The organism is Noviluteimonas gilva, from assembly GCF_009740395.1.
GTDB classification, from domain to species: domain Bacteria; phylum Pseudomonadota; class Gammaproteobacteria; order Xanthomonadales; family Xanthomonadaceae; genus Noviluteimonas; species Noviluteimonas gilva.
Genome location: NZ_WOXT01000004.1, coordinates 77,171 through 90,321, shown reverse-complemented (window position 1 = coordinate 90,321; position 13,151 = coordinate 77,171). Strand labels below are relative to the sequence as shown.

The window sequence follows — 13,151 nt, the reverse complement described above, 5'->3', positions numbered from 1 at the left end:
GCGTCGCTCGACTGATGTCGGTGGCGTAAGTGGCCCGCTTCGCGCTCGGCGTCGAATACGACGGCGGCGACTTCCTCGGCTGGCAACGCCTCAGCAAGCCGGGCGTCGCCGGCGACGAAACCGTGCAGCAGGCGCTGGAAACGGCGCTGTCGTTCGTCGCGAACACACAGATCGACACCATCTGCGCCGGCCGCACCGATGCCGGCGTGCACGCGGCCTGCCAGGTCGTGCATTTCGAAACCGATGTGCAGCGCGATCCGCGCGGCTGGGTGCTCGGCGCGACCTCGCGCCTGCCGCCGTCGGTGAGCGTGCGCTGGTGCGTGCCGGTGGCCGACGATTTCCACGCGCGTTTTTCCGCCGTCGCGCGGCGTTACCGCTACCGCATCCTCAACCGCGCGGTGCGCCCGGCACTCGGTCGCCAGTACGTCACGTGGGAGCGTTTGCCCCTCGACGTGGCCGCGATGCACGCCGCGGCGCAGGCCCTGGTCGGCGAACACGACTTCAGCGCCTTCCGCACCGTCCACTGCCAGGCGCCGCACGCGCGGCGCGACCTGCAGTCGATCACGGTCGAGCGCTCCGCCGATGAGGTTTGGATCGACGTGAGGGCGAATGCATTCCTGCATCACATGGTTCGCAATATCGTCGGTTCCCTGATCCCGGTCGGACGCGGCGAGCAGCCGCCGGCCTGGGTCGCCGAGCTACTGGCGGGCCGCGACCGGAACGTCGCCGGCCCGACCGCGCCGCCCACCGGGCTGTGCTTCCTCGGTCCCGTGTATCCCGGCCTGTTCGGCCTGCCCGACGAGGTGAGCGCTTGAGCAAGACGCTGTTCCGCACGCGCATCAAGTTCTGCGGCATGACCCGCGCCGGCGACGTGCGCCTGGCCAGCGAGCTGGGCGTGGACGCGGTCGGCTTCGTGTTCGCCGAGGGCAGCCCGCGCCGCCTGCAGCCCGAGGAAGCGCGGGCGATGCGCAACGCCATGGAGCCGCTGGTCGATGCGGTGGCGCTGTTCAAGGACAACAGCGCCGACGAAGTCCGCGCCGTCGTCAAACAGGTGCGCCCGAGCCTGCTGCAGTTCCACGGCGCGGAAGACGACGCCTTCTGCAAGGGATTCGGCGTGCCCTACATCAAGGGCATCCCCATGCGCGGCCTGGACCCGACCCAGCGCGCCCAGCACGCGATCCAGCTGCTGATGAAGTACCCCGGGGCCTCGGCCTTTCTGTTCGACGGCCACGCCGAGGGCCAGCCCGGCGGCACGGGCGAGGTCTTCGACTGGTCGACGGTGCCCACCGGGCTCGGCAAGCCCTTCGTCCTGGCCGGCGGATTGCGGCCGGACAACGTGTTCGACGCGGTGATTTCGACCCTTCCGTGGGGCGTGGATGTCGCTTCCGGGATCGAAAGCGCACCCGGGATCAAGGACGGCGATAAGATGCGTCGTTTCGTTGAAGAAGTTCGTCGTGCCGACTGCCACCCAGACTGAGCCTGTCCAGCCCGGCTCCGCGCTGATCGATTTCAGCAACACCCCCGATCCGACCGGCCATTTCGGCCGCTTCGGTGGGCGGTTCGTGGCCGAAACCCTGATCGGCCCGCTGGAAGAGCTCGCGGCCGCTTACGACGCCGCGCGCGTGGACCCGGCCTTCATCGCCGAATTCGAACACGACCTCAAGCATTACGTCGGCCGCCCGAGCCCGATCTACGAAGCCACGCGCCTGTCGGAAGAAAACGGCGGCGCGCGCATCCTGCTCAAGCGCGAAGACCTGAACCACACCGGCGCGCACAAGATCAACAACACCATCGGCCAGGCGCTGCTCGCGCGCCGCATGGGCAAGCCGCGGATCATCGCGGAAACCGGCGCCGGCCAGCATGGCGTGGCCTCGGCGACGGTGGCCGCGCGCCTTGGCCTGGAATGCGTGGTGTACATGGGCGCGACCGACATCGAGCGCCAGAAGATCAACGTGTATCGCATGCGTTTGCTGGGCGCGACCGTCGTGCCGGTGACCAGCGGTTCGCAAACGCTCAAGGACGCGCTCAACGAAGCCATGCGCGACTGGGTGACCAACGTCGCCGATACGTTCTACATCATCGGCACCGTCGCCGGTCCCGATCCGTATCCGCGGATGGTGCGCGATTTCAACGCCGTCGTCGGCCGCGAAGCGCGCGCGCAGATGCTCGCCGATTACGGGCGCTTGCCGGATGTCGTCACCGCGTGCGTCGGCGGCGGCAGCAATGCGATCGGCATCTTCCACGCCTTCCTCAACGATCGCGACGTGCGCATCGTCGGCGCCGAAGCGGCGGGCGAGGGCATCGAGACGGGCCACCATGCCGCATCGCTCGCGGCGGGCCGCCCCGGCGTGCTGCACGGCAATCGCACCTACGTGCTGTGCGACGACGACGGACAGATCGTCGAAACGCATTCGGTGTCCGCGGGCCTTGATTATCCGGGCGTCGGCCCCGAACACGCATTCCTGAAGGACACCGGTCGCGCGGAGTACGTCGGCATCACCGACGACGAAGCACTGGCCGCCTTCCACCAGCTCGCGCGCACCGAGGGCATCCTCGCCGCGCTCGAATCCAGCCACGCCGTCGCGCAGGCCATGAAGCTCGCGCGGGGGATGCCGCGCGACGCGATCGTGCTGTGCAACCTCTCCGGCCGCGGCGACAAGGACGTGCACACCATCGCCGCGCGCGACGGACTTTCTTTCTGAACCTTGCCAGGAGTAACCACCCCATGACCGACGAAACCAACGAAGCCCAGGCCCAGGCCGACCAGCAGCAGAACCAGCTCGACCCCAAATTCTTCCAGGTGGTCAACGAGTACCTCGAACTGACCAACAAGCAGTCGAAGGAACACGGCCTCAAGCGCATCAGCATGGCCTCGCTGTACGCGGCCGCGCGCTTCAACGTGCACACCTTCATGCAGGGCGCGGGCGCCAATGTCGCCAACGAGCGCCAGGACTTCCTCAACTACATGACCAAGCTGTACCGCACGATGCTCAACGAGCACCTGGACGGCCTGGGCCATGAGCGCGGCATCGACGTCGGCGCTTCGGAGCTGCAGGCCGAACTCGCCCGCCAGGCGGCCGCCGCGCAGGAACAGACCAAGGCCTGAGGCACACCGTGAGCCGGTTGTCCGACACGTTCGATGCCCTGCGTACGCGCGGGCGCAAGGCGCTGGTGCCGTTCGTCACCGCGGGTGATCCCGCGCTCGACGCGACGGTGCCGGTGCTGCATGCGCTCGTCGCGGCGGGCGCGGACGTGCTCGAACTCGGCGTGCCGTTCTCCGACCCGATGGCGGACGGCCCGGTGATCCAGCGCAGCTCGGAACGCGCGCTGGCGCGCGGCGCCGGGCTGTCGTACGTGCTCGATACGGTGCGTGCGTTCCGCAAGACCGATGCGACGACGCCGGTGGTCCTGATGGGATATCTGAATCCCGTCGAGATCCGCGGCGTCGATCGCTTCGCGCACGACGCATCGGACGCGGGCGTCGACGGCGTGCTGCTCGTCGACCTCCCGCCGGAGGAAGCCGGCGACCTGCGTGCCGCGCTCGATGCGCACGGGATCGCACTGATCCTGCTGGCCTCGCCGACGACGCCGGAGGCGCGCCTGCGCCGCCTGTGCGACGACGCGCAGGGCTATCTGTATTTCGTGAGCTTCGCCGGCGTGACCGGTGCCGACCGGCTCGATGCCGGCGCCGCGTCCGAACGCCTGCAGGCCCTGCGCAAGCAGGCGCGCGTGCCGGTGCTCGCCGGCTTCGGCATCAAGGACGCCGCATCGGCGGCCGCGATGGCCGAACACGCCGACGGCGTGGTGGTGGGCAGCGCGCTCGTCGCCGCGCTCGCCGGGGCCACCGATCCTGCGACCGAAGCCACGCGTTTCCTCGCACCGCTGCGCGCCGCGCTCGATGCCACCCCCGGCGCGCGGGCCGCATAGCCCATCGCGTTGCCCTCGCGGGACGCTGCGCTAGACTGCCGCGCCACACCCCACCCCGACCCTCCCCTGCAAGCAGGGGAGGGAGCGCAACACCCAGAACGGAAGACTCGATACGTGTCCTGGCTGAAGAAATTGATGCCCTCGCGCATCCGCACCGAAGGCGGCAACAAGCGCTCCGTGCCGGAAGGCCTGTGGGAAAAGTGCGACAAGTGCGGCTCGGTGCTGTATCGCCCGGAGCTCGAGGAAAACCTCGAGGTGTGCCCCAAGTGCGGCCACCACATGGCGATCCGCGCGCGTGCGCGCCTGGCCTCGTTGTTCGACCCGGGCGCGCCGACGCTGGAGATCGGCGCCGCGCTCGGTCCGATCGACGTGCTGAAGTTCAAGGACCAGAAGAAGTATTCCGACCGCATCAAGGCCGCGCAGAAGTCGACCGGCGAGCGCGACGCGCTCGTGGCGATGGAAGGTAAGCTCAAGGGGCGCGACCTGGTCGCCGCCTCGTTCGACTTCGCCTACATGGGTGGGTCGATGGGCTCGGTGGTCGGTGAACGATTCACGCTGGCGGCCGAACGCGCGCTGGTGTTGCGCGCGCCCTACGTGTGCTTCTCCGCCAGCGGCGGCGCGCGCATGCAGGAAAGCCTGTTCTCGCTGATGCAGATGGCCAAGACCTCGGCCGCGCTCGCGCGCCTGCGCGATGCCGGCGTGCCGTACATCTCGGTGCTCACGCATCCGACCACCGGCGGCGTGTCTGCGTCCTTCGCGATGCTGGGCGACGTCAACATCGCCGAGCCGGGCGCGCTGATCGGCTTCGCCGGCCCGCGCGTGATCGAACAGACCGTGCGCGAAAAACTGCCGGAAGGTTTCCAGCGTCCGGAATTCCTGCTCGAGCACGGCGCGATCGACCAGATCTGCGACCGCCGCGAAATGCGCGACCGCATCGCGCACCTCACCGCGATGATGCTCAAGCAGCCCGAGCCTGCGAACGACCCGGAGACGATCGCTTGAGCCGCCGGTATTTCGGCACCGACGGCATCCGCGGCCGGGTGGGCGAGGGCGCGATCTCGGCGGACTTCGTGCTGCGCCTGGGCAACGCCTACGGGCTGGCCCTGCGCGAGGCGCAACGGCAATCGCTTCGCGAATGGCGCAAGCCGCTGGTCATCATCGGCAAGGACACGCGCATCTCGAACTACATGTTCGAAGCCGCGCTCGAAGCCGGCCTGGTGGCCGCGGGCGTGGACGTGCAGCTCGTGGGCCCGATGCCCACGCCGGCCGTCGCGCACCTGACGCGTTCGTTGCGCGCCGATGGCGGCATCGTGATTTCCGCCTCGCACAATCCGCACCACGACAACGGCATCAAATTCTTCTCGGCCGAAGGCGAGAAGCTCGACGACGCCACGGAACTGGCGATCGAAGCCGCACTCGACAAGCCGTTCACGACCGTGCCTTCCGAACAGCTCGGCAAGGCACTGCGCACGCGCGGCGCGGTCGAGCGCTACGTCGAAGCCTGCAAGAACTCCGTGCCCAGGGGCTTCGACCTCACCGGCATGCGCATCGCGGTGGATTGCGCGAACGGCGCGACCTACCAGATCGGGCCGCTCGTGCTGCGCGAACTCGGCGCGCGCGTGGATGCGATCGGCATCGATCCCAATGGTTTGAACATCAATGATGGCGTGGGTTCGACGCATCCCGAATCGCTGGTCGCGCACGTCAAGGCCACCGGTGCGGACATCGGCATCGCCTTCGATGGCGACGGCGATCGCGTGTTGTTCGTGACCGACGACGGCACGGTGTGCGACGGCGACGACCTGCTGTTCGTCCTCGCCACCGATTGGCAGGAAAGCGGCCGCCTGCGCGGCCCGATGGTCGGCACGCTGATGACGAACTTCGGCCTGGAGCGGGCGTTGGGCGAACGCGGCATCGCGTTCCTGCGTTCGAAGGTCGGCGACCGTTATGTGCACCAGATGCTGGTCGAACACGAAGGCGTGCTCGGCGGAGAGGCCTCGGGGCATCTGCTTTGCCTGGATCGCGCCAGCACGGGCGATGGCATCGTCAGCGCGCTGCAGGTGCTCGAAGTGTTGCGCCGTCGCGGCCTTTCGCTGCGCGAAGCGCTCTCCGGAATGCGCAAGGTGCCGCAGAAGACGATCAACGTGCAACTCGCGCCGGGCGCCAAGCCGGTCGACCATCCCGCCGTGCAGGCGGCGCTCGCCGATGCGCAGTCGGCCGTCGCGGGGCGCGGTCGCGCGTTCCTGCGTCCGTCGGGCACCGAGCCGGTCGTGCGCGTCACGGTCGAAGCCGATGACGACACGCTCGTCCGCAACACCCTCGACAAACTGGCCGATGCCGTGCGCGCGGCCGCGCAGTAATCCAAGACATCGATGACTTCACAGACCCGTATTCCCACGCTCGACATCGCGCGTTTCACGCATCCGAAAAGCCCTGAAGACCGCGACGCGTTCGTCGCCGAACTGGGCAACGCCTACCGCGAGTGGGGATTCGCCGGGATCCGCAACCACGGCATTCCGCAGGACCAGATCGACCGCGCGTACGACGTGTTCCAGCGCTACTTCGCGCTGCCCGACGCGACCAAGCGCCAGTATCACGTCGCCGGCGGCGGCGGTGCGCGCGGGTACACGCCCTTCGGCGTGGAAACCGCGAAGGGCGCGCAGTACCACGACCTCAAGGAGTTCTGGCACATCGGCCGCGAGATTCCGCGCGACCACCATTGCGCCGACGTGATGCAGGCCAACCTGTGGCCCGCCGAAATCCCGGAGTTCCGCGACGTGGGCTACGGCCTGTACCAGGCGCTCGACGCGCTCGGCGCGCAGGTGCTCGCGGCGCTCGCGTTGCACATCGGGTTGCCGGAGGATTACTTCGTCGACAAGACGGACTACGGCAATTCGATCCTGCGGCCGATCCACTATCCGCCGATCACCACGCCCGACATTCCGAACGTGCGCGCGGGTGCGCACGAAGACATCAACCTGATCACGTTGCTGGTCGGTGCGAGCGCGGCGGGCCTGGAAGTGAAGTCGCGCACGGGCGAGTGGGTGCCGTTCACGTCGGACGCGGACACCATCGTCGTCAACATCGGCGACATGCTGCAGCGCCTGACCAACCACGTGTATCCCTCGACGACGCATCGCGTGGTCAATCCGCCGGGCGAACTCGCGCGCCAGCCGCGTTATTCGACGCCGTTCTTCCTGCACCCGAATCCGGATTTCCTGATCGACGTGCTGGATTCGTGCGTGACGCCCGACAATCCCTCGCGTTATCCCGAGGCGATCACGGCGCAGGGCTACTTGGAAGAACGATTGCGCGAAATCAAACTGAAGTAAGCGCGGCCCTCATCCCCCTTTCCAAGGGGGATCGAACGCGCAACGCGCGTTCGAGGGGGATCAAGCCCCCTTAGCCATCCAGAAAAACACCGCAGCCATGCGCTTCTCTTCCAGCGTGCGCCCGTAATACCCCGTCGCGCTATGCAGCAGGTTCGCGCGATACAGCAGCAAGCGATTGAACCGATGGGCGACGTCGACGTCCTCCACGAATGAGTCGGGCGGCACGAAGCGCGTTCCCAAGGCCTGCACCAGGGTTTGATGCGGCGGCATCACGATGTTCCCGCCGCGTTGCCCACCCGGAAGTCGCTGGCGGAAGAACGTGGTGCCGCACGAATCGGGCACGTTCGGGTTGAGATACAGCACGGCGGCAAAACGGCACAACGCGCGCGAATCGGTGTGCGGCCGCGCATCGCATTCGTCGGCGCCGACCACCTGGATGCAGTTGTGGTTCAGATGCGCGCCGTCCTGCGCAGATTCCACCCAGAGTTTGTCGACGCCCGTCGCCTTGCGCACGAGGGCTTCGACGATCGCGAGTTCGTCGGACATCAGGCCCGGCATCACGCGCAGGCCCGGCCAGGATTCGGGTTTGTGCGGAAAGCCTTCGATCCAGTCGGTGCGCGCGAGCGTGCGCGTGCGCACGGCGTCGGGATCGGGCAGCACGTCGTCGAATACCCAGTAATCGCGGCCCGGCGTGGGCTTGCGATAGGGCAGGACGGGCAGGGAAGGGCGTGCGGGCGGGCGGAGCAGCGACATGGGCCGATCATAGCCTTCGGCCTCCAAGCGGGCCGCTGCGCTAGACTTCCGCAATTCGAAGATCGTTCCCGGAAGGCACACATGCGACGCAAGATCGTGGCGGGCAACTGGAAACTGCATGGCGATCGCAAGTTCGCGTGCGCGCTCGTGGAAGAGATCGCCAGCGTCGCGCCCGTGGCCGGCGTCGAGCGCGTGGTGCTGCCGCCGCTGCCCTACCTGGGCGAGCTGGTCGAACACTTCGCCGAGCGCGGGGTGTCCTTCGGGGCGCAGGACGTGAGCATCAACGAGAAGGGCGCCTACACCGGCGAGGTCTCGGCCGCGATGCTGCTCGATGTCGGCGCCAAATACGGCCTGGTCGGCCATTCCGAGCGCCGCCAGTACCACGCCGAGAGCAGCGAGCTGGTCGCGCGGAAGTTCTTCGCGGCCAAGCGGGCGGGGCTGATCCCGATCCTGTGCGTCGGCGAATCCCTGCGCGAGCGGGAGTCGGGCCAGACCGAATGGCGCATCGAGGAGCAACTGGAGCCGGTCTTCGCGCTCGGCGGCCCCGAGGCCCTGGACGGCGCGGTCATCGCTTATGAGCCCGTCTGGGCGATCGGGACCGGCCGTACGGCCTCCCCGGAGCAGGCCCAGGCGGTCCATGCGTTCATTCGTGGCGAGGTCGCTTCGCGCTCTGCTAACATTGCCGGCTTGCTGCCCATCCTCTACGGGGGCAGCGTGAAGCCCGACAACGCGAAGGCGCTGTTCTCGCAGCCCGACGTCGACGGCGGGCTGGTGGGTGGCGCCTCCCTCGTCGCCCGTGATTTCCTGGCCATCGCTGACGCGGCGGCCTGAGCAAAGGCAGAGTTCCCTTCCCGATGTTGATGACGATCCTCAACGTGCTGTACGTGCTCATCGCGGTCGCGATGATCGTGCTCATCCTGATGCAGCGCGGCGCTGGTGCGCAGGCCGGTTCCGGTTTCGGCGCGGGTGCGTCGGCGACGGTGTTCGGTTCGCGCGGCGCGGGCAACTTCCTGTCGAAGAGCACCAAGTGGCTCGCGATCACCTTCTTCGGCATCGCCCTGTTCATGGGTTGGAATTTCACGCACAGCGTGAAGGCGCCGGCCGAAGCGCAGCAGGCGCAGAACGACCTCGGCCTGATGTCCGGCGTTCCGACGGCTCCGGCCGTGGCACCCGCGCAGCAGCCGGCCAACACGGCCGTGCCGGTGGCGCCTGCCGCGAACACCGCGGCGCCTGCGGCCAACACTGCGGTGCCTGCCGCGCCGGCACCGGCGACCACGAAGTAACGGCTTCGCAACACGATTGATCCGACATACAATGTCGAACTCCGCAGCGCGCGATGCGCGATGCGGGACCTGATTGCCCAGGTGGCGGAATTGGTAGACGCACTACCTTGAGGTGGTAGCGGCTTAGGTCGTGGGGGTTCGAGTCCCCCCTTGGGCACCAAACAAAAAAACCCGCTTCGGCGGGTTTTTTTGTACTCATAAGTACGTGAAGGGTGGTTGTCTTCGTACACGGCCCGCTACAATAGCCGGCTCGTGTACGCCCCCTGCGCACGAGGCTATCAAGAGGTCCGAGCGTGCTGGCTGAATATCTGCCGACCCTGCTGTTCCTGATCGTTGCCCTCGGCATCGGTATCGCCCTGATCGTCGTGGGCAACGTGCTCGGGCCCAAGCGTCCCAGTGCGGAAAAATTGTCGCCTTACGAGTGCGGCTTCAACGCATTCGAAGACGCGCGCATGCAGTTCGACGTGCGCTATTACCTGATCGCGATCCTCTTCATCGTCTTCGATCTGGAAATCGCCTTCATCTTCCCGTGGGCGCTGGTGTTCCGCGAACTCGGGGTGTTCGGCCTGGTCGAGATGGGCGTGTTCCTCGCGCTGCTGGTCATCGGTTTCATTTACGTCTGGAAGAAGGGTGCACTGGAATGGGAGTGATCCAGACCGTCTCGGGGTTGATGCACAACCCGCTGCCCGATGATCGCGTCGGCGACATCCTGCGCCCGGAAGGCGAGAACCCGCTGCTCGAGCAGGGCTTCGTCACCACGAGCTTCGACGCGCTGTGGAATTGGGCGCGCACCGGTTCGATGTGGCCGATGACCTTCGGTCTTGCGTGCTGCGCGGTGGAAATGATGCATGCCGGCGCCGCGCGCCTGGACCTGGACCGTTACGGTGTCGTGTTCCGTCCTTCGCCGCGCCAGTCCGACGTGATGATCGTGGCCGGCACGCTGGTCAACAAGATGGCGCCCGCGTTGCGCAAGGTCTACGACCAGATGCCCGACCCGAAGTGGGTCATCTCGATGGGCAGCTGCGCGAACGGTGGCGGTTACTACCACTATTCCTACGCGGTCGTGCGCGGTTGCGATCGCATCGTGCCGGTCGACATCTACGTGCCGGGTTGCCCGCCGACGGCCGAAGCGCTCGTCTACGGCATCCTGCAGTTGCAGAAGAAGATCCGCCGCAACGAATCCTCGCCGTTCTCGACGAAGCGCGAAGCACCGCGCGACGCGTCCGGCACGCAGGGCGTCATCGCATGAGCACCGCCTTCGTCGAGCGCCTGCGCGCGCACTTCGCCGACGCGGTCGTGACCGTCGCGCTTCCGCGCAACGAGATCACGCTCGAAGTGCTTCCCGATGCATGGCACGTCGCGTGCAGCGAGTTGCGCGACACCTTCGGTTTCGAACTGTGCATGGACGTCAGCGGCGTCGACTACCTCGGTTACGGCAACGACGAGTGGGACACCACCGACGTGTCGTCCGAAGGCTTCAGCCGCGGCGTTGAAGGCCGTGGTCCGGGCCGCTTCAAGTGGGGCGAGCAACCCAGCGGCCTGCAGGAAGAACCCGCGCCGAACCGTCGTTTCGCCGTCGTCGCGCAATTGTTGTCGATGCAGCACAACCAGCGCCTGAGCGTGCGCGCGTTCTGCGCGGACGACACGCTGCCGGTGATCGCCTCGATCGTCGACCTGTACCCGGGCGTGAACTGGTTCGAACGCGAAGCCTTCGACATGTACGGCATCCTGTTCGAAGGACATCCGGATCTGCGCCGCATCCTCACCGACTACGGTTTCGTCGGCCATCCGTTCCGCAAGGATTTCCCGCTGATCGGCAACGTCGAAGTCCGCTACGACAGCGAGCGCCAGCGCGTGGTGTACGAGCCCGTCACGTCGGTGGAGCCGCGTGTCGGCGTGCCGCGCGTGATCCGCGACGACGCGCGTTACGCCACCGCTGCCGGTGAAGAGAAGGAGGCGCGCAAGTGAGCGCCCAGATGCAGATTCCCGCGAACACCTCGGGCCTGAACAACGCCGAGATCCGCAACTACACGCTAAACTTCGGCCCGCAGCATCCGGCTGCGCACGGCGTGCTTCGCCTCATCCTCGAGATGGACGGCGAAATCGTGCAACGCGCCGATCCGCACATCGGCCTGCTGCATCGCGGCACCGAGAAGCTGGTCGAATCCAAGCCCTTCAACCAGTCGATCGGTTACATGGATCGACTGGATTACGTTTCGATGATGTGCAACGAGCACGCCTACGTGCGCGGCATCGAAACCTTGCTCGGCATCGAAGCACCGGAACGCGCGCAGTGGATCCGGACGATGTTCGACGAGATCACGCGCATCCTGAACCACCTGATGTGGGTGGGTTCCAATGCGCTCGACCTCGGCGCGATGGCGGTATTCCTGTACGCCTTCCGCGAACGCGAAGAATTGATGGACGTCTACGAGGCGGTGTCGGGCGCGCGCATGCACGCCACGTACTACCGTCCGGGCGGCGTGTATCGCGATCTGCCGGACCACATGCCGAAGTATCGCGAGTCGCCGTGGCGCAAGGGCCAGAAGCTCAAGCGTTTCAACGAGTGGCGCGAAGGCTCGATGATCGATTACCTCGAGCGCTTCGCCGAAGATTTCCCGAAGCGCGTCGACGAGTACGAGACGCTGCTCACCGAGAACCGCATCTGGAAGCAGCGCACCGTCGGCATCGGTGTGATCTCGCCGGAAGACGCGCTCGCGTGGGGCATGAGCGGTCCGATGGTGCGTGGCTCCGGCCTCGCCTGGGACCTGCGCAAGAAGCAGCCCTACGCGAAGTACGCCGAAGTCGACTTCGACATTCCGCTCGGCACCAACGGCGACTGCTACGACCGTTACCTCGTGCGCGTCGCCGAAATGCGCCAGTCCACCCGCATCATCCAGCAGTGCCTGAAGTGGCTGAAGGCCAACCCCGGCCCGGTGATGCTGGACAACTACAAGGTCGCGCCTCCCTCCCGCGAGGAGATGAAGGACGACATGGAAGCCCTGATCCACCACTTCAAGCTGTTCACCGAAGGGTATTGCGTCCCGGCAGGGGAAACGTACTCCGCGGTGGAAGCCCCGAAGGGCGAGTTCGGCGTGTACCTGGTCAGCGACGGCGCCAACAAGCCGTTCCGCTGCAAGTTGCGCGCACCGGGCTTCGCGCACCTTTCGTCGATGGACCACGTCGTGCGTGGCCACATGCTGGCCGACGTCGTCGCGATGATCGGTACGTACGACGTGGTGTTCGGCGAGATCGACCGCTGATCGCAGTGCGATCGGCGCTTGCGTACCAAGACCCAGCCAGACAGTTTCGAGCAAGGCATAACCGATGAGAGCGACCGGCAATTTCGAGAACGCGCGCAACGTCGATCCGCAGCAGGTGCTGTCGGACGCCACGCGTGCGCACATCGATCACTGGCTCACCAAGTTCCCGGAGGACCGCAAGCGGTCGGCCGTGCTGCAGGGTTTGCACGCTGCGCAGGAACAGAACGGCGGCTGGCTGACCGACGAACTCATCGCCGCGGTGGCGAAGTACCTGTCGATTCCGCCGGTGTGGGCGTATGAAGTCGCCACGTTCTACTCGATGTTCGAAACGCAACAGGTCGGCCGCAACAACGTCGCCTTCTGCACGAACATCAGCTGCTGGCTCAATGGCGCCGAAGACCTGGTCGCGCACGCGGAGAAGAAGCTCGGCTGCAAGCTCGGCGAAAGCACGAGCGACGGCCGCATCTTCCTCAAGCGCGAAGAAGAGTGCCTGGCCGCGTGCTGCGGCGCGCCGATGATGGTGATCAATGGCCACTACCACGAGCAGCTCACGACCCAGAAGGTCGACGAGCTCCTGGACGGCCTGGAGTAAC

16 protein-coding genes and 1 tRNA gene are annotated in these 13,151 nt (G+C 66.7%); 16 read left to right on the top strand and 1 reads right to left on the bottom strand.

What is annotated here, in order from left to right:
- Positions 1–29: 29 nt before the first annotated feature.
- The 8 genes from truA to GN331_RS12630 all read left to right on the top strand — a co-directional run bounded on the left by truA (position 30) and on the right by GN331_RS12630 (position 7,259).
- Positions 30–815, top strand: a complete 786-nt coding sequence (truA, locus tag GN331_RS12665) for a tRNA pseudouridine(38-40) synthase TruA (protein WP_331713482.1) — start codon at positions 30–32, stop codon at positions 813–815.
- Complete coding sequence (locus GN331_RS12660; protein ID WP_156642618.1) at positions 812–1,477, top strand: phosphoribosylanthranilate isomerase; 666 nt, start codon at positions 812–814, stop codon at positions 1,475–1,477. The genes truA and GN331_RS12660 overlap by 4 nt, the downstream gene beginning before the upstream one ends.
- Positions 1,478–1,499: 22 nt before the next feature.
- On the top strand, positions 1,500–2,702 hold the full coding sequence (trpB, locus tag GN331_RS12655; protein ID WP_231734507.1) for a tryptophan synthase subunit beta: 1,203 nt from the start codon (positions 1,500–1,502) through the stop codon (positions 2,700–2,702).
- Between the two features lie 23 nt (positions 2,703–2,725).
- A complete protein-coding gene (locus tag GN331_RS12650) occupies positions 2,726–3,106 on the top strand; it encodes a DUF3144 domain-containing protein (RefSeq protein ID WP_156642616.1) in 381 nt (126 codons plus the stop codon).
- 8 nt (positions 3,107–3,114) lie between these two features.
- Positions 3,115–3,927, top strand: a complete 813-nt coding sequence (gene trpA, locus GN331_RS12645) for a tryptophan synthase subunit alpha (RefSeq protein WP_331713481.1) — start codon at positions 3,115–3,117, stop codon at positions 3,925–3,927.
- 114 nt (positions 3,928–4,041) lie between these two features.
- Positions 4,042–4,929: an acetyl-CoA carboxylase, carboxyltransferase subunit beta gene (accD, locus tag GN331_RS12640; protein WP_331713480.1), complete on the top strand. Its 888-nt coding sequence runs from the start codon at positions 4,042–4,044 to the stop codon at positions 4,927–4,929.
- Positions 4,926–6,287 (top strand): phosphoglucosamine mutase, encoded by a 1,362-nt coding sequence (glmM, locus tag GN331_RS12635; RefSeq protein WP_156642615.1) that lies wholly within the window; start codon positions 4,926–4,928, stop codon positions 6,285–6,287. The genes accD and glmM overlap by 4 nt, the downstream gene beginning before the upstream one ends.
- A 12-nt stretch (positions 6,288–6,299) precedes the next feature.
- On the top strand, positions 6,300–7,259 hold the full coding sequence (locus GN331_RS12630; RefSeq protein ID WP_156642614.1) for an isopenicillin N synthase family dioxygenase: 960 nt from the start codon (positions 6,300–6,302) through the stop codon (positions 7,257–7,259).
- Between the two features lie 60 nt (positions 7,260–7,319).
- Here GN331_RS12630 and GN331_RS12625 read toward each other — a convergent pair whose 3' ends face one another.
- Positions 7,320–8,012, bottom strand: coding sequence for a DUF6445 family protein (locus GN331_RS12625; protein WP_156642613.1), 693 nt, complete (start codon positions 8,010–8,012; stop codon positions 7,320–7,322).
- A gap of 81 nt (positions 8,013–8,093) precedes the next feature.
- Here GN331_RS12625 and tpiA point away from each other — a divergent pair, with 81 nt between their 5' ends.
- The 8 genes from tpiA (at position 8,094) to nuoE (ending at position 13,150) form a co-directional block, all read left to right on the top strand.
- Positions 8,094–8,843, top strand: a complete 750-nt coding sequence (gene tpiA, locus GN331_RS12620) for a triose-phosphate isomerase (protein ID WP_156642612.1) — start codon at positions 8,094–8,096, stop codon at positions 8,841–8,843.
- Positions 8,844–8,866: 23 nt separating this feature from the next.
- Positions 8,867–9,295: a preprotein translocase subunit SecG gene (gene secG / locus GN331_RS12615; RefSeq protein ID WP_156642611.1), complete on the top strand. Its 429-nt coding sequence runs from the start codon at positions 8,867–8,869 to the stop codon at positions 9,293–9,295.
- 75 nt (positions 9,296–9,370) lie between these two features.
- A tRNA-Leu gene (locus tag GN331_RS12610) sits at positions 9,371–9,455 on the top strand.
- 133 nt (positions 9,456–9,588) lie between these two features.
- Positions 9,589–9,945: an NADH-quinone oxidoreductase subunit A gene (locus GN331_RS12605; protein WP_331713479.1), complete on the top strand. Its 357-nt coding sequence runs from the start codon at positions 9,589–9,591 to the stop codon at positions 9,943–9,945.
- A complete protein-coding gene (locus GN331_RS12600) occupies positions 9,936–10,544 on the top strand; it encodes a NuoB/complex I 20 kDa subunit family protein (RefSeq protein WP_231734492.1) in 609 nt (202 codons plus the stop codon). Before GN331_RS12605 ends, GN331_RS12600 begins: the two co-directional genes overlap by 10 nt.
- On the top strand, positions 10,541–11,263 hold the full coding sequence (locus GN331_RS12595; protein WP_156642609.1) for an NADH-quinone oxidoreductase subunit C: 723 nt from the start codon (positions 10,541–10,543) through the stop codon (positions 11,261–11,263). Before GN331_RS12600 ends, GN331_RS12595 begins: the two co-directional genes overlap by 4 nt.
- Positions 11,264–11,271: 8 nt before the next feature.
- Complete coding sequence (locus tag GN331_RS12590) at positions 11,272–12,558, top strand: NADH-quinone oxidoreductase subunit D (RefSeq protein ID WP_156642920.1); 1,287 nt, start codon at positions 11,272–11,274, stop codon at positions 12,556–12,558.
- A gap of 64 nt (positions 12,559–12,622) precedes the next feature.
- The gene (gene nuoE / locus GN331_RS12585) at positions 12,623–13,150 is read left to right on the top strand and encodes an NADH-quinone oxidoreductase subunit NuoE (RefSeq protein ID WP_156642608.1); all 528 of its coding nucleotides are present in this window, start codon (positions 12,623–12,625) and stop codon (positions 13,148–13,150) included.
- Position 13,151: the final 1 nt, after the last annotated feature.

What these genes read in the sequence shown, in the direction of transcription:
- GN331_RS12650 (WP_156642616.1), top strand. Translation starts at nt 2,726, where the DNA reads ATGACCGACGAAACCAACGAAGCCCAGGCCCAGGCCGACCAGCAGCAG.
- GN331_RS12630 (WP_156642614.1), top strand. Translation starts at nt 6,300, where the DNA reads ATGACTTCACAGACCCGTATTCCCACGCTCGACATCGCGCGTTTCACG.
- GN331_RS12625 (WP_156642613.1), bottom strand. Translation starts at nt 8,012, where the DNA reads ATGTCGCTGCTCCGCCCGCCCGCACGCCCTTCCCTGCCCGTCCTGCCC.
- tpiA (WP_156642612.1), top strand. Translation starts at nt 8,094, where the DNA reads ATGCGACGCAAGATCGTGGCGGGCAACTGGAAACTGCATGGCGATCGC.
- secG (WP_156642611.1), top strand. Translation starts at nt 8,867, where the DNA reads ATGTTGATGACGATCCTCAACGTGCTGTACGTGCTCATCGCGGTCGCG.
- GN331_RS12600 (WP_231734492.1), top strand. Translation starts at nt 9,936, where the DNA reads ATGGGAGTGATCCAGACCGTCTCGGGGTTGATGCACAACCCGCTGCCC.
- GN331_RS12595 (WP_156642609.1), top strand. Translation starts at nt 10,541, where the DNA reads ATGAGCACCGCCTTCGTCGAGCGCCTGCGCGCGCACTTCGCCGACGCG.
- GN331_RS12590 (WP_156642920.1), top strand. Translation starts at nt 11,272, where the DNA reads ATGCAGATTCCCGCGAACACCTCGGGCCTGAACAACGCCGAGATCCGC.
- nuoE (WP_156642608.1), top strand. Translation starts at nt 12,623, where the DNA reads ATGAGAGCGACCGGCAATTTCGAGAACGCGCGCAACGTCGATCCGCAG.